General features: G+C 75.5%; 16 protein-coding genes. 7 read left to right on the top strand and 9 right to left on the bottom strand.

The window, feature by feature from the left end; all coding sequences use genetic code 11:
- Positions 1 to 67 precede the first annotated feature (67 nt).
- From RM844_RS06360 to RM844_RS06340, 5 genes are all read left to right on the top strand, one after another.
- A complete protein-coding gene (locus RM844_RS06360) occupies positions 68 to 1,093 on the top strand; it encodes a sugar ABC transporter substrate-binding protein (RefSeq protein ID WP_311665733.1) in 1,026 nt (341 codons plus the stop codon).
- A complete protein-coding gene (locus RM844_RS06355) occupies positions 1,093 to 2,682 on the top strand; it encodes a sugar ABC transporter ATP-binding protein (RefSeq protein WP_311665731.1) in 1,590 nt (529 codons plus the stop codon). The genes RM844_RS06360 and RM844_RS06355 overlap by 1 nt, the downstream gene beginning before the upstream one ends.
- A gap of 74 nt (positions 2,683 to 2,756) precedes the next feature.
- Positions 2,757 to 3,212: a D-ribose pyranase gene (gene rbsD / locus RM844_RS06350; RefSeq protein WP_311665729.1), complete on the top strand. Its 456-nt coding sequence runs from the start codon at positions 2,757 to 2,759 to the stop codon at positions 3,210 to 3,212.
- Positions 3,213 to 3,317: 105 nt separating this feature from the next.
- Positions 3,318 to 4,025 carry a deoxyribose-phosphate aldolase gene (gene deoC / locus RM844_RS06345; protein ID WP_311665727.1) on the top strand — a complete coding sequence of 236 codons (708 nt, stop codon included), beginning with the start codon at positions 3,318 to 3,320 and terminating at the stop codon, positions 4,023 to 4,025.
- Between the two features lie 163 nt (positions 4,026 to 4,188).
- Positions 4,189 to 4,899, top strand: coding sequence for a GntR family transcriptional regulator (locus RM844_RS06340; protein ID WP_394814456.1), 711 nt, complete (start codon positions 4,189 to 4,191; stop codon positions 4,897 to 4,899).
- 870 nt (positions 4,900 to 5,769) lie between these two features.
- Here RM844_RS06340 and RM844_RS06335 read toward each other — a convergent pair.
- The 3 genes from RM844_RS06335 to RM844_RS06325 all read right to left on the bottom strand — a co-directional run bounded on the left by RM844_RS06335 (position 5,770) and on the right by RM844_RS06325 (position 12,155).
- On the bottom strand, positions 5,770 to 8,832 hold the full coding sequence (locus tag RM844_RS06335; RefSeq protein WP_311665723.1) for an AAA family ATPase: 3,063 nt from the start codon (positions 8,830 to 8,832) through the stop codon (positions 5,770 to 5,772).
- Complete coding sequence (locus RM844_RS06330; RefSeq protein ID WP_311665721.1) at positions 8,829 to 9,983, bottom strand: exonuclease SbcCD subunit D; 1,155 nt, start codon at positions 9,981 to 9,983, stop codon at positions 8,829 to 8,831. Before RM844_RS06330 ends, RM844_RS06335 begins: the two co-directional genes overlap by 4 nt.
- A 126-nt stretch (positions 9,984 to 10,109) precedes the next feature.
- Positions 10,110 to 12,155, bottom strand: coding sequence for a pectinesterase family protein (locus RM844_RS06325; RefSeq protein WP_311665719.1), 2,046 nt, complete (start codon positions 12,153 to 12,155; stop codon positions 10,110 to 10,112).
- 175 nt (positions 12,156 to 12,330) lie between these two features.
- Between RM844_RS06325 and RM844_RS06320 the strand changes: the two genes are divergently transcribed.
- The gene (locus tag RM844_RS06320; RefSeq protein WP_311665717.1) at positions 12,331 to 13,071 is read left to right on the top strand and encodes a GNAT family N-acetyltransferase; all 741 of its coding nucleotides are present in this window, start codon (positions 12,331 to 12,333) and stop codon (positions 13,069 to 13,071) included.
- A gap of 519 nt (positions 13,072 to 13,590) precedes the next feature.
- On the opposite strand, the gene RM844_RS06315 is transcribed toward RM844_RS06320, so the two are convergent.
- The 3 genes from RM844_RS06315 to RM844_RS06305 form a co-directional block, all read right to left on the bottom strand.
- The gene (locus RM844_RS06315) at positions 13,591 to 14,259 is read right to left on the bottom strand and encodes an FMN reductase (RefSeq protein WP_311665715.1); all 669 of its coding nucleotides are present in this window, start codon (positions 14,257 to 14,259) and stop codon (positions 13,591 to 13,593) included.
- Positions 14,260 to 14,391: 132 nt separating this feature from the next.
- Positions 14,392 to 15,489 carry an LLM class flavin-dependent oxidoreductase gene (locus RM844_RS06310; RefSeq protein WP_311665713.1) on the bottom strand — a complete coding sequence of 366 codons (1,098 nt, stop codon included), beginning with the start codon at positions 15,487 to 15,489 and terminating at the stop codon, positions 14,392 to 14,394.
- Between the two features lie 144 nt (positions 15,490 to 15,633).
- Positions 15,634 to 16,260, bottom strand: a complete 627-nt coding sequence (locus RM844_RS06305) for a YigZ family protein (RefSeq protein ID WP_311665711.1) — start codon at positions 16,258 to 16,260, stop codon at positions 15,634 to 15,636.
- Positions 16,261 to 16,526: 266 nt separating this feature from the next.
- On the opposite strand from RM844_RS06305, the gene RM844_RS06300 reads away from it, so the two are divergent.
- Positions 16,527 to 17,072, top strand: a complete 546-nt coding sequence (locus RM844_RS06300; RefSeq protein ID WP_311665709.1) for a hypothetical protein — start codon at positions 16,527 to 16,529, stop codon at positions 17,070 to 17,072.
- 66 nt (positions 17,073 to 17,138) lie between these two features.
- On the opposite strand, the gene RM844_RS06295 is transcribed toward RM844_RS06300, so the two are convergent.
- From RM844_RS06295 to RM844_RS06285, 3 genes are all read right to left on the bottom strand, one after another.
- The gene (locus tag RM844_RS06295) at positions 17,139 to 17,804 is read right to left on the bottom strand and encodes an SDR family NAD(P)-dependent oxidoreductase (RefSeq protein WP_311665707.1); all 666 of its coding nucleotides are present in this window, start codon (positions 17,802 to 17,804) and stop codon (positions 17,139 to 17,141) included.
- Between the two features lie 121 nt (positions 17,805 to 17,925).
- On the bottom strand, positions 17,926 to 18,336 hold the full coding sequence (locus RM844_RS06290; protein ID WP_311665705.1) for a (R)-mandelonitrile lyase: 411 nt from the start codon (positions 18,334 to 18,336) through the stop codon (positions 17,926 to 17,928).
- A 147-nt stretch (positions 18,337 to 18,483) separates the two neighbouring features.
- Positions 18,484 to 19,500 carry a zinc-dependent alcohol dehydrogenase family protein gene (locus RM844_RS06285; protein WP_311665703.1) on the bottom strand — a complete coding sequence of 339 codons (1,017 nt, stop codon included), beginning with the start codon at positions 19,498 to 19,500 and terminating at the stop codon, positions 18,484 to 18,486.
- Positions 19,501 to 19,630 lie beyond the last annotated feature (130 nt).

Genomic DNA, 19,630 nt, shown 5'->3' with positions numbered 1-19,630 from the left:
CGCCCCCGCCTCCCGCCACCCCTCGCAGCCCACCGCCCCCGTGCCCGGACACGACAAAGGAGTTCCGATGTCCCTTCGCACCACCACCCGCCGGTTCCTGGCGGCCGGCGTCCTCGCCGCCACCGCGCTCGCCGCCAGCGGATGCGGCATGATCACCGCGGAGAACGGCGGGTCCACCGCCGACGGCGGGTTCCAGCTCGCCGACCACATCCAGGACCGCATCGACGACGGCCAGCCGATGCGCATCAAGCTCAGCTACCACGACCCGTCGCTCGCCTTCGCCGCGCCGATCAGCGCCGGCATGGAGCGGGCCGCCGACGAGTTCGGCGCGGACGTCCAGCTGATCGGGCCGACCGGCGGGGACGCCGCCAAGCAGGTCTCGGAGCTGCAGACCCTCATCCAGCAGAAGTCGGTGGACGGCCTGGCGGTCTCCTCGTCCTCCAGCGACGCCCTCAAGCCGGTGATCGCGCAGGCGTACAACGCCGGCATCCCGATCGTCTCGTTCAACACCGACAACCCGGACTCCGAGCAGATGGGCTTCGTCGGCCAGGACCTGCGGGGCTCCGGCGCCGCCGAGGCCGAGGAACTGCTGAACGTGCTCGGCCCGGACGCCACCGGCAAGGTGGTCGTCTTCTCCGTGGACACCGGCGCCGGCTGGTCGCACGACCGGTTCGGCGGCTTCGAGGAGGCGCTCGCCGGCTCCGACCTGGAGGTCGTCGGCCCGGTCAACGTCGGCAACGAGCCCAACGCCGCCTACAACACGGTCGAGTCCACCATGTCCGGCCAGTCCGGGGTGGCCGCGATAGCCGGCCTCGACTGCTGCTCCACCACCGCCGCCGCGCAGTGGGTCCAGCAGTCCGGCAACACGGGCGAGATCGCCGTGGTCGGCTTCGACCTGCTGCCGGCCACCGCCGACTACATCGACGGCGGCGTCATCGACTTCAGCATCAGCCAGAACCCGGCCGAGCAGGGCTACCAGGCCGTGAAGGTGCTGCACGACTTCCTGGTCGAGGGCACCGAGATCAGCGGCGTCGACACCGGCTCCGAGTTCATCACCGAGGAGAACCTCGCCGACGCCACGGTGGAGGGCTGATGGCCACCCACACCGCACCGACCGAGCGGCCGCCCGCCGCCGGGGACGGCACGCCCGCCGTCAGCGTCCGGGGACTCAGCCGGAACTTCGGCCCGGTCCGCGCCCTCACCGACGTCGGGTTCGACGTCCCGACCGGCGAGATCACCGCGCTGCTCGGCGAGAACGGCGCCGGCAAGTCCACCCTGCTGAAGATCCTCGCCGGCCTCCAGCCGCCCAGCTCCGGCACCGTCACGGTGTTCGGCGAGCAGGTCACCACCTTCGACCCGAGCACCGTGCTCAGCCGGCACGGCGTGGCGATCGTCCCGCAGGAGCTGTCGCTGCTGCCGGACCGCAGCGTCGCCGAGAACGTGCTGGCCGGTGTCGAGCCTGGACACCGCTGGTTCCCGTCCCGGCGGCGGATGCGGGACCGCACCGCCGAACTCCTCGCCGAGCTGGAGCTGGACCTCGACCCGGGCGCCACCGCCCGGTCCATCGACCTGGCCACCCAGCAGCTGGTCGTGGTGGCCCGCTCGATCGCCCGCGGCTGCCGGGTGCTCATCCTGGACGAGCCGACCGCGATGCTCACCCCGGCCGAGGCCGAGCGGCTGTTCGCGCTGATGGCGCGGCTGAAGGCGGCCGGCACCACGATGCTCTACGTGTCGCACCGGATGCCGGAGATCTTCCGGCTCACCGACCAGATCGAGGTGCTGCGGGACGGCGCCCACGTCGCCTCCTGGCGGACCGCCGAGACCACGCCCGACCAGGCGGTCGCCGCCATGGTCGGCCGGGAACTCGGCCAGTTCGAGGAGCGGGAGCGCCGCGGCCGGCCCGACCGGCGGCCCGCGCTGGCCGTCACCGGGCTGAGCGGCCGCCGGCACGCCGACATCACCTTCGACGTGCGCCCCGGCGAGATCCTCGGCGTCGCCGGGCTGCCCGACTCCGGCCGGGTGGAGCTGCTGCACAACATCTTCGGCGGCGACAAGGGCACCGGCGGCACCGTCGAGGTGCTCGGCAGCGACTATCCGCGGCGCGACCCGATCAGCAGCGTCGAGCGGAAGCTCGCCTTCGTGCCCGGCGAGCGGCGCGCGCAGGGGCTGCTCACCACGATGAGCGTCGGCGAGAACATCGGGGTGCTGACCACCGGCACGCTCAGCCGCTTCGGCTTCGTGCGGCGCCGGGCGTTCGACCGGGACGCCGGCGAGCGGGCCGCCCGGATGCGGGTGAAGACCGCCAGCCTGGAGACGCCGATCACCAACCTGTCCGGCGGCAACCAGCAGAAGGCCGTGCTGGCCCGCTGGCTGGCCATCGACCCGGGCGTGCTCATCCTCGACGAGCCGACCCGCGGTGTCGACGTCGGCGCCAAGGCGGAGATCTACGAGCAGCTCTTCGCGCTGGCCGAACAGGGCCTGGCGATCCTGTGCTCCTCCTCCGACCTGCCGGAACTGCTCACCCTCACCGACCGGATCGCCGTGCTCAGCCAGGGCCGGCTGGCCGACGTGGTGGACACCGCCACCGCGACGGAGGAGTCGATCATGGCGCTCGCCACCGGCATGACGACCGCGCCCGACGGCCCCGCGCCCGACGACCCGCCGACGGAGTCCGCCGCCTGACCGGTCGGCCGACGCCGGCGAAGCCGGCCGGCCCACCCACCAGCCCCATCCCCACCCACGGAAGGACCGCGACGATGAAGCGCACCGGAATCCTCAACGACCGCCTCAGCGGCGCTCTCGCCACCCTCGGCCACACCGACCTGATCATGGTCGTCGACGCCGGCTTCCCCATCCCCCGCGACGCCCACCGCGTGGACCTCGCCATCGCCGAGAACCTGCCCGACCTGCGTACCGTGCTCGGCCTGATCGCCGACGAGCTGGTCGTGGAGGGCGTGGTCCGCGCCGACGACGTGCCCAGCAACAACCCGCGGCTCGACGAGTGGCTCCAGGGGCGGTTCGCCGACGCCGAGTTCACCACCCGCACGCACGCCGAGATGCTCGGCGAGACCGCCCGGCAGGCCAAGGTCATCGTGCGCACCGGCGCCTTCGAGCCCTGGGGCAACATCGGCCTGTTCTGCGGCGTCGACGTGCCCAGGTGGTTCGGCGGCGACGGCGTCATCGCGCCCGACTACTACGCCGACAAGCTCTGACCGCCGGGCCCGGCCCGGCCCCCACCCGTTCAGCCAGCCCCGTTCAGCCAGCACCACCAGCGCGCACCGCACCGGGACGCGCACCGTACAGAGAGACGACCTGACGTGACGGAAACGACCCTCACCACCACGGAGCTCCAGCCCGCCGAGCTGGCCCCCTACATCCAGCACACCCGGATCGACGCCGACGCCACCCTCGACGACATGGTCGCCCACGCCCGGGAGGCCGTCACCCACGGCTTCAACGCCGCCATGGTCTCCGCCTCCTGGGTGCCGGTGGTCGCCGCCGAGCTGCGGGGCACCGGCATCGAGGTCGCCTCCGCGCTCGACTTCCCCACCGTCGGCGTGATGACCAGCGCCGGCAAGGCCGCCGAGGCGGCCGAGATCGCCCGGCTCGGCGCCACCCAGATCGACATCGGCGTCCAGGTCGGCTGGCTCAAGAGCGGCCGGTACGACGACTTCCGCGAGGACATCGCGGGCGTCGTCCGGGCCAGCGGACTGCCCGTCAAGGTCATGCTCGAACTGCCCCTGCTCACCGAGGCGGAGAAGCAGGCCGCGGTCGAACTGGCCATGGAGGCCGGCGCGAAGTACCTGAAGAACGCCAGCAGCGGGCAGATCGAGACGGCGAACCCGGAGAGCATTCGATACCTTGTCGAGCGGGCCCGTGACGGGGTCCTCGTCAAGGCTTCCGGTTCGATCAAGACCTACCGGCAGGCGCTCGGCCTGCTCGGCGCGGGCGCGGTCCTGCTGGGCACCAGTGCCGGGATCTCGATCGTCACCGACACCGGTGACGAGAGCACCACGAGCTACTGACCGGCCGTCCCGCGGTCCCGGCCGGCACCCCGGTCGGGACCGCGGGCGTCGCGCGCGGTCCCGGCCGGGTGCCGGCCGACCGCACGCAGGGATGGAGAGAAGAGCAACAGTGAGCGCCACGCCGAACGAGGCGGACCGTCCGGACATCAAGCGCGACGTCCCGATGGCGATCCACGCCCAGATCTCGGAGCACATCAGGTCACGCATCGCCATGGGCGAGTGGCCCGCTCACTACCGCCTCAAGAGCGAACCGGAACTCGCCCAGGAGCTGGGCGTCAGCCGGGGCACCGTGCGCCGCGCCCTGGCCACGCTGATCGAGGAGGGGCTGCTGCGGCAGGTGCGCGGCCGCGGCACGTTCGTCACCTCCACCACCATCGAGCCGGCCATCGCGCAGAAACTCACCACCCTCTCCGAGGACTTCGCCCACCAGGGCGTCGTCACCAGCACCGACGTGCTGCGCTGCTCGCTGATCGAGCCGCCCCGGCCGGTCGCCGCGCTGCTCGACATAGTGCCGGGCGTCACCGTGCTGGAGCTGGTGCGGCTGCGCCGCACCGACGAGGGCCCGGTCGCGCTGCTCTACAACTACGTGCGCACCGACGTCACCCCCGGCATCGAACGCGTCGACTTCACCGGCGCCAGCCTGTTCGGCGTGCTGGAGGGCACCTACGGCCTGAAGATCGCCACCGCCCGCCGCACCTTCAGCGCGGAGGCGGCCGCGAAGGACGTGGCCGACGCGCTGGAACTCACCCCGGGGGCGCCGGTGCAGTACCTCCAGCAGGTCACCTACCTGGCGGACGACCGCCCCGTCGAGTACTCCGACGTCTGGATCCACAGCGGCCGCCTCCACGTCACGTCGCTGCTCTCCCGCCGCTGAGTTCCGCTCCGCGGGGGGAGCGGCGCATGCCGGGGCGCGCTGGGCGCGCCCCGGCGCGGGGGGAGCGCCCCGGCGCGGGGGGAGCGCCCCGGCGCGGGGGGAGCGCCCCGGCGCGGGGGCGGCCCCCGCGCCGGACGTGGAGGCCGCTCCGCGGGGGCGCCTGCGGCGGGGGGCTGGTGCGCGGTGTGCCCGCGCAGCGGGGTGCGGCGGGGTGCGCCTGCGGCGCGGGGCTGGTGCGCGGGGGCGCCGGTGCGCCAGCGGCGCCGGTCGACCACGGTGCCAGGAGCACCGGGCCGTCGCACGGAGTGCGTCACGCTGCGCCCCGCCACAGGACCCGCTCCACAGGGGCGCCTGCGGCGACGCTCGCGTCCCGCCTCGCCGCCGTGCTCGCGTCGCGCCTTCGCGGGCCGGCGCCCGGCCCGTGCGGCGCGGAATCCCACCCGCGCAGCGGCCCCGCGCCCGCACCGTAGTCACATCAGCCACACGGTCGAGCGGTACCCCGCAGCAATTTCCGGCGAGCCCTGGCACGTTCCTGCGGAGGGCTCCCCCCTGCGGCGCGGCCGCCGTGTGGTGTTCTACGGCGAACCCGTGGCCACGGTAGGAGGTGAGCGGGCGGGTGCCGGTGGTACGGGCGCGCGGTGGTTCGACGCCGGACGCGAATACCGCTACGCGGAGCGGGACGCCGCCGTGCCGCGGCAACGGCAGGTGGGTGTGCGGCCACGCTGCCAGGTTGGCGCGGGTGGGCCAGGCGGCTGCCGGGTGCGGAACTTCCGCCGCGTGGCGGATTGTTGACCGCCCGGGGGCGCCGCGGCGGCCGGGGACATTGGCCGGCTGCGATACACGGCCGCAGGCCGCAGGCTCGGGGTGGGTTCAGGGGTCGGTGAGGCCGTCGTGGTGGCGGACGGTGGAGCCGGCGCGGGTTTTGATCACCTCCAGCTGGCTGGGGACGCGGGCCCGCAGGTCGGGGACGTGGCTGACGATGGCGACCTGCCGGTCGTGCTCGCGCAGGCCGTCCAGCACGTCGAGGACCTCGTCCAGGGACTGCTCGTCGAGGCTGCCGAAGCCCTCGTCGATGAAGAGGGTGTCCAGCCGGCGGCCGCCGGACTCGGCGGAGACCACGTCGGCCAGGCCGAGGGCCAGTGCCAGGGAGACGAAGAAGGACTCGCCGCCGGAGAGCGTCGCGGTGTCCCGGGCGCGGCCCGTCCACGCGTCGGAGACCTGGAGGCCGAGCCCGGAGCGGGCCCGGTGCGCGGCGCGGGCGTCGCTGTGGACCAGGGCGTAGCGGCCGCCGGACATCCGGTGCAGCCGGACGCTGGCGGCGTCGGCGACCTGCTCCAGGCGGGCGGTCAGCACATACGTCTCCAGCCGCATCCGGTACTCGTTCTGCGAGGAGGTGCCGGCGGTCAGGCCGGCGATGGCGGCGAGCCGGCCGCTGGCCGCGCGCAGCGGCGCGATGGCCGCCGCCTCGCGGGTCAACTCGACGCCGAGCGCGTCGAGTTCGGCGCTGCGCTGGCGGGCGGCCGCCTCCTCGGCGGCGGCGGCGCGGAGCCGGGCGGTGGCCGCCGCCAGGGCGGCCTGGCTGGCGGCCGGGTCGGCCGGCGGGCCGGCGGCGGCCGCCTGGCCGCGCGGGTCGGCCAGGACGGCGGCGACGGCGGCCTCCTCGGCGCGCCAGCGCGCCAGCCGCTCCTCGGCGGCGCGCTGCTCGGCCTGGCCGAGCACGGCGGCGACGGCGGCGGCCGGGGTGTCGAACCCGGCGTCGAAGGCGGCGTCGGCGAGCCGGGCGTCGGCGGCCTTGGCGCGGGCGGCGGTCTCCTCGGCGGCCCGGGCGGCGGCGCTGGCGGCGGCCAGCGCCTCGACCCGCGCGTGCAGCCCGGCGGCGACCACCTCGACCCGCCGGCCGAGCGCGGCGGCCAGCCGGGGGAGGCTCGTCTCGCCGGGCAGTACCCGGGTCAACTCGGCGAGCAGGGCGTCCTGTTCGGCTTCCAGGGTGGTGCGGCGCGCGGCCAGGGCGGCGATCTCGCGCTCGGCCGAGCTGGCCGCCTCGGCCAGCTCGGCCTGCTCCCGCTCGGCGCGCGCCAGCGCCGCGGCGGCGGCCGGCTCGGCGGCGAACGCCTCCCGTGCGGCGGCGAGTTCGGCGCGGGCCGCGGCGAGGGCGGCGGCCGGCTCGGGGCCGGTCGGCGGGCCGGCGGCGGCCTCGGCCGCGGCGTGCTCGGCGTCGAGCCGGGTCAGCTCGCGCTGGGCGTCGTCCCTGGCGGCCTCGGCGGCCTGGTGCGCGGCCTGGGCGGCCTCCTCGGCGGCCCGGTCGATCTGGTCGGCGGCGGGCGGGGCCGGCGCCGGGTGCGCGGCGGAGCCGCAGACGGCGCACGGCTCGCCGGGCGTCAGCCGGGCCGCCAACTCGGCGGCGATGCCCGCCAGTCGGCGGTCCTTGATGACCAGCCAGTGCTCGAAGGCGGCGGCGGCCAGCTCCCGCGCGGCGAGCGCGGCCTCGCGGGCGGCGGGCAGCTCGGCGGCCAGCGCGTCCCGCCGGTCGGCGGCCGCGGCGCGGGCCTCGACGGCCGAGACCCGCTCGGTCAGCTCGGCGATCCGGGCGCCGGCGGCGCTGGCCGCCTCCCGGCGGCGGCGCAGCTCGGCCAGCGCGGCCGGGGCGGCGGCGAGCCGCTCGCTGGGGCCGGTGAGCCTGGCCCGCGCGGCCGTGGCGCGGGCGTCCGCCTCGGTCAGCTCGGCGGCGATGGCGGCGGCCCGCTCCGCGGTGGCGGCGGCGGCCGTGAGCTGGCCGATCCGCTGCCGGACCGCCCGCTCCTCGGCGGCCAGTTCGGCGGCCGGGACGTCGGGCCCGGCCGGCTCCTCCGGGCTGCCGAGGGCGGCCCTGGCCTGGCGTTCGGCGGCGGCGGCCCGGGCGTGCTCGGCGACGGCGGCGTCCCGCAGCCGGCGGGCGGGGGCCACCGTGTCGGCGGCTCTGGCCCGCGCCAACCGGCCGCGCAGGGCGGCCTGTTCGTCCGCGCGGGCGCGGCAGGCGGCGGCCTGGGCGGTGGCCTCGGCGTGCCGCTGGCGCAGCCTGGCCCGCTCGACGGTCTCGGCATGGGTGCGCTCAGCGGCCGCGTGGTGGGCCTCGGCCGCGGCGAGGGCCGTGTCGGCGACGGCCCGCCGCTCGCGGGCGGCACAGCGGGCCAGGGCGGCGAACTCGAGGACGGCGTCGGCCAGCTCCGGGTCGCCCGGGCTCAGCTCGGGCCAGCGGTGGCCGGCCAGCTCCGGCGGCTCGCCAGCGGCCTGCCGGACCCGGTGGCCGGCGGCGAGCAGCCGCTGGTCGCCGGCGGCGACCCGCTCGGCGGCGGCGATCCGGCGCTCGGTCAGGTGGTCCTCGACGGCGCGGAACCTGCGGGTGTCGAAGAGCCGGCCGAGGAGCTTGGCGCGGTCTTCGGCGCTGGCCCGCAGGAAGCGCGCGAAGTCGCCCTGGGGCAGGAGCACCACCTGGCAGAACTGGTCCCGGTTCATGCCGAGCAGCTCGCCGATCTCGTGCGCGATCTCCTGGTGCGAGCTGCTGAGCGGCTCCCAGGGGCCGTCGGGGGTGCGGCGTTCGCGCAGCAGGCTGCTGGCGCGGTCCCGGGTGGTGCCGCCGCCGCGCCGCTTGGGGCGGAGCTGCTCCGGCCGGCGGGTCAGCTCCAACCGGCGGCCCGCGACGGTGAGTTCGAGGACGACCTCGGTGCGGGTCGCCGGCTCGGCGTGGTCGCTGCGGAGCGCCTGGACGCTGTGTTGGCGGGCGCCGGGGACGGAGCCGTAGAGGGCGTAGGCGACGGCGTCCAGGATGGAGGTCTTGCCGGCGCCGGTGGGGCCGTGCAGCAGGGCGAGGCCGCCGGCGGCGAGCCGGTCGAAGTCGATGTGCTGGGTGCCGCCGAACGGGCCGAAGGCGGTGAGGGTGAGCCGGTGCAGCCTCACCGCTCGGTCTCCCTCAGCCGGGCGGCGCTCAACGCGGCGGCCAGCTCGGCGCGTTCGGGCTGGTCGGGGCCCTGCCCACCACGGACGTGGGCGACGAAGTCCTCGGTGATCTGCTGGTCGGTGCGGCCCTGGAGGCGGCTGGCGTAGGACGGGGCGGCGTCCGGCGTCCGGCGGTCCGGCTCGAAGAGCAGGCTGACGGTGTGCGGGAAGCGGGCGGCGAGCCGGGCCATGGGCTCCTCGGGGCGGATCGGGTCGGTGAGTGTCGCCTCGACGAACGCGGCTTCGTGGCCGGCGAGTCCGGGGTCGGTGAGCAGGGTGTCGAGCCGGCCGCGCAGCCGGGCCAGGGGCCGGCCGACGGGGCAGTCGACCCGCTCGGCGCGGACCGCGCCGGCCGCGTCGAGGTCGACCAGCCACATGCTCTTGCGGTGGCCGGCCTCGGAGAAGGAGTAGGGCAGCGGGGAGCCGGAGTACCGCACCCGCTCGGTGATGGTCTGGCAGCCGTGCAGGTGGCCGAGGGCGGCGTAGTGCACCCCGTCGAAGGTGGCGGCCGGCACGGCGGCGACCCCGCCGACCGTGATGTCCCGTTCGCTGTCGGAGGGTTGGCCGCCGGTGACGAAGGCGTGCGCCAGCACCACGCCTCGGGTGCCGGCCGGGCGGGCGGCCAGGTCGGCGCGGACCTGGGCCATCGCGGCGCCGAGCACCTCGGGGTGCCGGGCGGTGGCGGCGCCCAGCGCCTCGCGGGTCAGGGTGGGCTCCAGGTAGGGCAGCCCGTAGACGGCGACGGCGCCGTGCGCGTCGGCCAGCAGCACCGGGGTGCCGCACTCCTCGGGGCGGGTGCGCAGGTGGATGCCGGCCCGGCCGAGCAGCCGGCCGCCGACGCCCAGGCGGTGCGGCGAGTCGTGGTTCCCCGAGATCATCACCGTGGGCACGTCGAGGGCGGCGAGCCGGTGCAGCGCCTCGTCGAAGAGCCGGACGGCGGAAAGCGGCGGCACCGCCCGGTCGTAGACGTCCCCGGCGACCAGCACCGCGTCGACCCGCTCGGCGCGGACCGTGTCGACCAGGTGGTCCAGGAACGCCTCCTGCTCGGCGAGCAGGCCGACCCGGTGGAAGGTGCGGCCCAGGTGCCAGTCGGAGGTGTGGAGCAGTCTCACCGGCGGGCCACCCCGCCGCGCCGTCGAGCCATCTCCGCGCCTTTCGTCGGTCACCGGGCCAGCCCCGGTGGCAGGCTCCCAAGTCTGCCACCGGGGTCTGACACCGGCGCGCCCGGCCGTCCGTGGTCAGCCGGCCGGCGTCCAGTCCCCCAACCAGCTCTCGGGGGTGTGGTGCGCGGCTTCCTCGTCGGTCAACTGCGGCCGGTCCGGGCCTGGTTGACCGGCGCCGTCGCCGGTGTTGCGGTACTCGGCGAAGCGCGCTCCGGTCCACGGGAAGCCGCTCATGTCGGTCCACGGGGCGCTGCGCACCGCGGCGCCCAACTCGGTGTCGCGGACCACGACCTGCGGGTGCAGCGCCGCGTCGCCGCCGGCGTACCAGGGGCGGCCCAGGTAGTAGCTGCCGGGTGAGACGTCGCCGGTGATCCGGCTGTCCACGATCAGGAAGCCGGGGTGCTCGGCGACCGTGGAGGGGGCGGCGACGTAGCCGGACGAGCTGCCGTCGGGCCGGGTGACGACCTCGATGTCGGTGCGCTGGATGACGGCGGTGGCCCGGCCGAAGACGAAGTCCACGTTGCCCCGGACGGTGGAGTCCACCAGCAGCACCCGGCCCTGGACGCCCTTGCTCTCGGTGTCGAGCAGCAGCGTGTCCTGGTCGCCGTCGGCGATGATGTCGCGCAGCACCACCCGGTCGGCCCTGGTGCGCAGCGCCACCGCCTGGTGGCCTTCCTGGTCCGCGTTGGCGACCTCGTCGAAGTCGTTGGCGAAGGTCAGGTTGGTGGCCTGGAAGTCGTCGGCGTCGACGGCGAAGGTGGCACTGCCCGAGGTGCCGTAGGTGCCGCCGTCGGGCCGTTCGGTGCCGGCCGAGTTGTTGTAGACGATGGTGGCGTCGTCGGGCGAGTCGCCGGTGCCGACCAGCCGGACGTGCGGCCGGTCGCGCGGCACCAGCACGGTCTCCCGGTAGACGCCGGGCTCCACCGCGATGGTGAACGGGGCGTCGTTGCCGGCCGGGACGGCTTCCACCGCGTCGGCGACCGAGGTGAAGTCGCCGCTGCCGTCGGGCGCCACCACCAGGTCGGCGTCCTCGACGGCCGGGGCGCTGGTGCCGATGTCGGCCTGTGGGCCGGTGCCCGCGCGCAGCAGCTCGGGCACGTCCTCGGCGGCGTCCAGGGTGTAGTCGTAGTAGTCGCCCGGGTCGAAGCCGTCGCCCCGGGTCTCGGCCCGGCCGCTGGTGTTGTCGAGGATGTTGCCGCGCTCGACCAACTGGCCCTCGGGGTCCACGAAGTAGGGGTCGCGGACGTTCTCGAAGTAGCTGTTCTCCAGGACCATGTTGGTGGCGCCCCTGGCCCAGTTGCCGTACGACATGCTGATGTCGCCGGCCGGGTCGTCCAGCAGGTAGTTGTTGTAGAGGTGGGCGCGGGCGATGTTGTCGGCGGACGGGTTGCGCTGCCCGGTCTCGTGCAGCCAGTTGTGGTGGATGGTGATCTCGGCGGTGACGTTCTCGGTCCAGCCGATGCCGAACGCCTTGTTGTGCTCGCTGAGATGGTTCCAGGACACGGTCAGGTAGGTGGTGTCCTTGCGGCTGTCGATCAGCCCGTCGGCCATCCTGGTGAGGTGGTTGTGGTCGATCCACACGTGGTGGGCGCCATCCATCTGGATGGCGTCCCAGTCGTGGGTCTTGCCGTCCCAGTCGCCGTCGTAGGTGTCCCGGATGGTGAGGTTGCGGATGATCACGTTGTGGGTGCCCTCGCCGAGGAAGAACCCGCCGCCGACGATCTCCCCGGTGGTGCCCACGCCGACGATGGTCTTGTCGGATGCCACCGGGATCTCCTCGCCGGTTTCGGCGTACTCGATGGCGGCGGCGACCTGGATGGTGTAGGGCTCGTCGGCGGTGGCGTACCGCCGCAGCTCCTCCTCGGTGGTCACGGTGACGGTCTCGCCGTCCCGGCCGCCGTAGGTACCGTCCTGGCCGAGGGCGTTGACGGAGGCGAAGCCGTCGGCCTCGGCCGGCCAGGCCGCGGGGAGCACCGGGCCGGCGGCGTCCGCCGGCGCGGCCCGGTCGGGGGTGCTGCCGTTGGCGGTGCTGACGGCGAGGGTGCCGGCCGTGGCGAGTGCGGCGAGCAGCGCCACGGAGCGGGCACGGGGCCGGCGTAGGCGTGGGGGCAGGGGCGGCATGGGTCCTCCTGGGTCGGCTCTGTCCCTCCTCGGTGGCCGCCGAGCGGGGAAAGGTTGCCGGGGCGGGGGCGGGCGTGGACGGGTGGCAACGCGGGGCGTGGCGGGCCGGGTTGGCCGCGCCGGGCGGGTTTTAACGCGTGGCCGGGGCGGGCGGCGGGCTGCCAGGATCGGGGGCATGGACGGGAATCTGTCGCTGCTCGCCGAGGCTCGGACGCGGTGGGAGAGGTGGGCCGGGGTGCCCGCCTCGTTCGGCCCGGTCGGCGGTCAACGGACGGTGCTCGCGCCCCGGTCGGGGCTGTGCCCCGACGGTTGGGTCGGGGTGGTGGCGCTGGGCGGCGCCGGGCTGGTCACCGTGCCGACCGAGGAGGCGGCGGGCGTCGTCGGCGCGGCCCTGGCCGGCTGGCCGGCGGGGCGGGCGGTGACCGCGGCCGCGCTGCGCGAGCCGCTGCCGGCGGCCGAGGTGCTCGGCCCGGCGACCCTGGCCTACCTCGCGCCGGCGGAGTTCCGGCCGGTTGCCGCCGGCGTCGGGGCGGGCGTCGACCAACTGCCGGGCCACCACCCGGCGGTGCGGGAGCTGGAGCTGCGGGTGGAGCCGGCGGAGGCGGCCGAGGCCGACGTGGGCGGCGTCACCTCGCCGGCCTTCGTGGTGCGGGACGGCGCCCGGGTGCTGGCCGCCGCCGGCTACCAGCACTGGCCGGAGGGGGTGGCGCACCTGCACGCCCTGACCGACGGCGGGTGGCGCGGGCGCGGGCTGGCCCGGGCGACGGCCTCGGCGGCGGTGGCACACGCCCTGGCGGCCGGGCTGCTCCCGCAGTGGCGGGCCCGCCCGGCGGCCTCCCGGCGGGTGGCGCGGGCCCTGGGCTTCCGGGAGTTGGGCGACCAACTCAGCCTGCGGCTGGCCGCGCCACCGCACTGACCGGTCCCCGGGGGGCGGGGCGCGGCCCCGCGGGACGGCTAGTGCGGGCCGGGGACGGCGGGTCGCCCGTCCGGGGCCAAGCGTCCCCAACGCGAGCCCGGGCCCGCCGAGCCGGTCACGGACTCCGGTCGGCCGAGCCCGGAGGGCTGGGGCACGTGCCGGGCGTCCCGGTCGCGGTTCCGGCGGGGCGGGTCGATCGGGCACCGCCGCCGGCTCCAGACGCGGTTCGTCGTCGAGCCCGGTCCGGGTGCCGGCCACCTCGTGGGGGTCGTCCTCGACGCGGCCGGGCCACCAGGTCGCGGTGGCCGTCGCGGAGGGCCAGTTGGGCACCGCCCCGCCAGTTGGGCACCCGGTCGGGGTTGGGCGCCGAACGGCCGGTCCCGGCCCGGGACTTCCGGACCGGACCGGAGCGGGGCGGACCGGAGCGGCCCGGGACTTCGGGACCGGGGCGGGGCGGACCCGGGCGGGGGCGGGGCAGACCCGGGCGGGGTCGCCGGCACCGCCGGCCGGCCCGGCCCGCTACTTCCGGCGCAGGGCGGCGAGTTGCTCCGCGAAGGGGGTGACCTCCGGCTCGCTGACCGCGGCGGCCGGCGCCGGGCCGGCGCCGGCCAGCAGGGTGGCCAGTTCGCGGGCGGCGCGGTCGACGCGGGTGGGCAGGGTGTCGGTCAGCGGGTCCCCGTCGCCGCCCCAGTCCTCGGCGGCGGCGAAGACCGCCGTCGGCGCCACCGCGGCCCGCAGGTAGGCGAAGAGCGGGCGCATCGCGTACTCCAGGGCCAGCGAGTGGCGGGCGGTGCCGCCGGTGGCGCCGAGCAGCACCGGCTTGCCGACCAGCGCGGTCGGCTCGAACAGGTCGAAGAACGACTTGAACAGGCCGCTGTAGGAGGCGGCGAAGACGGGCGTCACGGTGATCAGGCCGTCCGCCTTCTCGACCGTCGCCAGGGCGTCCCGCAGGGCCGGCGGGGGGAAGCCGGTGACGAGGTGGCCGGCGATGTCGGTGGCCAGGTCGCGGAGTTCGACGACCCGGGTCTCGACCTCCCCGCCCGTGCCGGCGCTGTCGCCGCTGCCGGCGCCGGTGTCCGCGTCGGCGAGGTGCCGGCGGGTCGCCTCGGCGAGCCGGTCGGCCAACAGCCGGGTGGACGAGGGCAGGCTGAGCCCGGCCGAGACCACCACCAGGGTGCGCGACGTCATGGCGTGCCTCTCCTTGTTTCTCGTGCTTGTGCTGGTGCTTCGCTTCTGTACGGGTGCCGCGTGCCGGTGTCCGCGGCGGTGTGGCGTACCCGGCCGGCCCCTGAGGGGGGCGGGGGCCGGCCGGGCCGCCGGTCAGGGGGTGCTGGCGGCGCGCTGCCGCCGGTCGGCGGCGACCCGCGCCGCGTGCGTCGGCCCGTCCGGCACGTCGGCGGGCCGGCCGGCGGCGAACTCCCGGCGCAGCACGGGCAGGATCTCCTCGCCGAGGATGTCCAGCTGCTCCAGGACGGTCTTCAGCGGCAGACCCGCGTGGTCCATCAGGAACAGCTGCCGCTGGTAGTCGCCGAAGCTCTCGCGGAAGGTGAGCGTCTTGTCGATCGCCTCCTGCGGGCTGCCGACGGTGAGCGGGGTCTGCTCGGTGAACTCCTCCAGCGAGGGGCCGTGCCCGTAGACCGGGGCGTTGTCGAAGTACGGCCGGAACTCACGCACCGCGTCCTGGGAGTTCTTCCGCACGAAGAGCTGCCCGCCGAGGCCGACCATGGCCTGCTCCGGGGTGCCGTGCCCGTAGTGCGCGTACCGCTCCCGGTAGAGCTTGATCAGCTGCTGGAAGTGCTCCTTGGGCCAGAAGATGTTGTTCGCGAAGAAGCCGTCGCCGTAGTAGGCGGCCTGTTCGGCGATCTCCGGGCTGCGGATGGAGCCGTGCCAGACGAACGGGGGCACGCCGTCCAGCGGGCGGGGGGTGGCCGTGAAGCCCTGCAGCGGGGTGCGGAACCGGCCCTCGAAGTCCACCACGTCCTCGCGCCACAGCTGGTGCAGCAGCGCGTAGTTCTCGATGGCCAGCGGGATGCCCTGGCGGATGTCCTGGCCGAACCAGGGGTAGACCGGGCCGGTGTTACCCCGGCCGAGCATCACGTCCACCCGGCCGTCGGCCAGGTGCTGGAGCATCGCGAAGTCCTCGGCGATCTTCACCGGGTCGTTGGTGGTGATCAGCGTGGTGGAGGTGGAGAGGATCAGCCGCTCGGTGCGGGCCGCGATCCAGCCCAGCATGGTGGTCGGCGAGGAGGGCACGAACGGCGGGTTGTGGTGCTCCCCGGTGGCGAAGACGTCGAGCCCGACCTCCTCGGCCTTCAGCGCGATCGCCACCATGGCTTTGATCCGCTCGTGCTCGGTCGGGGTCCGCCCGGTGGTCGGATCGGGGGTGACATCACCAACGGTGAAGATTCCGAACTGCATCACGCCCACCTCGTCTCGGCTGGTTGGTCTACGCAAAGTAGTTGATTGTTCAACTTGCTCGGGCTAACGGTATCCCGTGCCGGACTATTCCGATCACCCGAGTACCCCTTTTCCGTCGCCGGCTGCCCCGGAACCGGCGGCGGCTCAGCCGGCGCCGTGCGTCTCGCCGCCCAGGTCCAGCCGGGCCGCGCCGGCGGTGGCACCGGCCAGCCAGACGGCGAAGGCGTCCAGCTCGGCGGCCGGCAGCGCCACCGTGATGGCCACCTCGGCGCCGTAGCCGACCTCTCGCACCGGGTGACCCAGCGCCCGCAGGTCGTTCTCCAGCCGGCCGGCCCTGGCGTGGTCCACGGTGACGGTGGCCAGCCGCAGCCGGCGCCTGGTCGCCAGGGGGTGGGCGTCCAGCGCGGTGCCGACCGCGCCGCCGTAGGCGCGGATCAGGCCGCCGGCGCCCAGCTTGGTGCCGCCGAAGTAGCGGGTCACCACCGCCACCACGAAACGTACCTCCCGGCGCAGCAGCATGTTCAGCATGGGCTGCCCCGCCGTGCCCGATGGCTCACCGTCGTCCGAGGCCCGCCGCACCGCGCCGTCCGCCCCGATCACATAGGCGTAGCAGTGGTGACTCGCCGTGGGGTGCCGCTCCCTGACCCGGGCCACGAAGGCGAGCGCCGCCTCCTCCGTCGCCGCCGGCGCCAGGGCGCACAGGAAGCGGGAACGGTTCACCTCGGTCTCGTACTCGCCCTCGGCGACCACGGTCAGATACTCGTCCGGCACCGGCCCAGCCTAGGCCGTCCAGGTCGGCACACCGCAGGCCAGGTCGGCCGGCGGAGGTCGCGCGCGGCCCGCTCCCCGGTGCGGGAGCCACGCCAGGGACTGCGCCCGTGGTCTGACCCCGCGTCACCCCGAGGTCTGACATCCCGCGTGCGCGGGCCCCCCACAGACGCAGGCGATGCCACCCCCACGGACGGATGTGGCCACCCGGGGCCACCTGGCAACCTCCAGAACGTCGCAGCACGCCAACCCAACGGAAAGCCGGTCCCATGCCCACGAGCGCACCAGCCCGCACCCCCGCACGCCGCGCGACGGAGGCCCCCGTCCCCTCGTGGGCCCGCCACGCGGCGGCCGGCCTGCTGTGGACGTCCCTGCCGTCGGCGCTGTGGCGGATCGCCGTGGTGCTCGGGGTCCCGCTGGGGCTCGCCGACTCGGAGTACGACGCCATGCTGGTGCCCGGCTGGGGGTACCTCGCGCTGCCGTTGCTGTCCCTGCTCCAGGAAGCGGTGGCGGTGCTGCCGCTGGGGCTGGTGCGGTGGTGGGGCGAGGTGTGGCCCCGCTGGGTCCCGTTCCTTCGGGGGCGCCGGGTCCCGGTGCTCGCCGCGACCATACCCGCGGCACTCGGCGCGCTCGCCTGCACGGTCTACGGCGTGGCCTTCCTGTGGACGTCGACGCACTCCGACCTGGCGATCACGCCGTGGGGGCACTGGCTGATGACGGCCTGCTACGTACCGATGGTGGCGTGGGGGCCGCTGCTGGCGGTCGTCACCGTCCACTACTACCGGCGCCGCACCCGCCGCGGTGACACCAAGTGACACCAAGTGACAGCGGGGCCGGAGCGGCCGCGGCCGGCGCCGGTCGGCTGCCTCGGCGGTGCGGCGTCAGTCGTCCACCGGGGCCGCGAAGTAGCGGAACTCGCCGCCGCGTTGGTGCAGGTCCCAGAGCAGGTCGGCGAGACGGGCGGGGTCGGTGTGCGCGTCGCCCGGGGTGATGGCGCCGGGGACGATCAGCTGGGCCACCCGGATGTTCTCGGCGGCGAGGCTGTCGTGCAGCATGCGCGCGTAGGCGCCCTCGGCGGCGAACGCGATCGAGGTGCCGGCCCGCTCGTGGTGCGGGCGCACCGCGCTGCCCCCGTTGACGAACAGCAGCGTGCCCCGGCCCAGCGCGCGCATGCCGGGCAGCACCCGGCTCACCGCGGTCATCGGCCCGAACAGCGAGAAGTCGAGCGGTCCCCGCAGGTCCCGGGGGTCGGTGCGGTCGATCGGCCTCATGAAGTCAGGGTGTGGGACGGGGCTGTACTGGAGCGCTTCGATCGGGCCGAGGTCGGCGGCGGCCCGGTCCAGGGCCGCCGTCAGGGCCTCGGGGTCCCGCACGTCGGCGGTGAAGCCCCGGGCCCGCACGCCGTCCTCGGCCAGCTCGGCGGCCAGGGCGTCGAGGCGGTCCCGGGAGCGGGCGACCAGCGCGATGTCGAAGCCCTCGCGCCCGAAGCGGCGGGCGGTGGCGGCGCCCAGGCCGGGGCCGGCACCGATGAGGGCGAAGGTGGTCATGGCGGTTCTCCTGGGGGTCGGGGTGGGGCGGCCCGCGGGGGCGCGCCGCAGGGGTCGTGAGCCGGGCGTCCAGCGCGTGCGCCGGGCGCCGGGCCGGGCGAGGGCGGGGTCGGTGGCGGGGTCAGTCGGCGGCCGGGGCGGCGGTGTACTCCGCGTCGGTGACGGGGGTCAGCCAGTGCACGACGTCGTGGTCGGCGTCGGCCTCGTTGATGGCCAGGTGGACCATCAGCCGGTGCGGGGCCGCGCCGTGCCAGTGCTCCTCGTCGGCCTCGAAGAGGACGCGGTCGCCCGGCCTGATCACCTCGACCGGACCGCCGCGGCGCTGGCACAGGCCGACGCCCTCGGTGACGAAGACGGTCTGGCCCAACGGGTGGCGGTGCCAGTGGGTGCGGGCGCCGGGCATGAAGTGCACCAGGGCGGCGCTGACCCGGGACGGGGCGGGGGCCGCGGCGACGGCGTCGATGTAGACGTCGCCGGTGAACCAGTCGGCGGGACCTTTGACGGTGTCGATCGAGCTGCGGGTGATCCGCATGGTCACTCCTTGTCCGGCGGTGCCGGCTGTTCCGGCGGGTCGGGATCTCCCGGGGTCAGGCTGTTCCGTCGGTGCGGGACCGTCCCGACGGTGCGGGACCGTCCCGGCGGTGCGGGACCGTCCCGGCGGTGCGGGACCGTCCGGCGGTCAGGGCTTGAGGAGGGTCTTGATGGCGCGGCGCTCGTCCATCGCCCGGTAGCCCTCGGCGACCTGCTCCAGGGGGAGGGTGAGGTCGAAGACCCGGCCCGGGTCGATGCGGCCGGCGAGGACCCGGTCGATCAGGTCTGGCAGGTAGCGGCGGACGGGGGCGGGGCCGCCGCGCAGGCCGACGTGCGAGAAGAACAGCTCCTGCCCGTCCACGGCCACGTCGTGCGGGACGCCGACGAAGCCGACGTTGCCGCCGGGCCGGGTCGCGTGCAGCGCCTGGCTCATGGCCTCGGCGGTGCCGACGCACTCCAGGACGGAGTCGGCGCCGATGCCGCCGGTCAGCTCCCTGATCCGGGCCACCCCCTCCTCGCCACGCTCGGTGACGATGTCGGTGGCGCCGAACTCGCGGGCCAGCCGCTGCCGGGAGGCGTGCCGCGACATGGCGATGATCCGCTCCGCGCCCAGCTCCTTCGCCGCGATCACCGCGCACAGGCCGACCGCGCCGTCACCGACCACCACGGCGGTGGAGCCGGGCCGCACCTCGGCGGCGTCGGCCGCCCACCAGCCGGTGCCCATGACGTCGGAGACGGCCAGCAGGCTCGGCCAGAACTCCTCGCCCGGCACCTCGTCGGTGGCGACGAGGGTGCCCTGGGCGTTGGGGATGCGCACGTACTCGGCCTGGCAGGTGGACATGAACTCGCGGTTCAGGCAGTGCGACGGGTAGCCGTTGCGACAGTTGGCACAGGTGTTGTCCGAGGTCGCGAACGAGCCGACGACGAACTGGCCGGGCCGGACCGAGGTGACCTCGGCGCCGACCTCCTCGACGAAGCCGACGTACTCGTGGCCCATCGGGTGGGCCGCCTCGGTCGGCTCGACGCCGCGCCAGGGCCACAGGTCGGAGCCGCACACGCAGGTGACGGCCGTCCGGATGATGGCGTCCGTCGGCTTCAGGATCCTCGGGTCGTCGAGGGTTTCGAAGCGCACGTCGCCTGGGGCGTGGATGACTGCTCCGCGCACGGGGGAACGTCCTTGTCTGTCGGAGGGCGCGGGCCCGGGGCGGGTACCGCGCCTTTCCATGAGACCGCTCAGCCGGGAGGTGAGCGAGTTACCAGTGAGGGGTGTACCAGCAGTACATCCCTCCGGCGGC

The sequence above is a fragment of the Streptomyces chisholmiae genome (genome assembly GCF_031845445.1).
Lineage (GTDB): Bacteria > Actinomycetota > Actinomycetes > Streptomycetales > Streptomycetaceae > Streptomyces > Streptomyces chisholmiae.
Note: the sequence above shows the minus strand (reverse complement) of the source record. Positions and strands in the feature narration are given on the sequence as shown.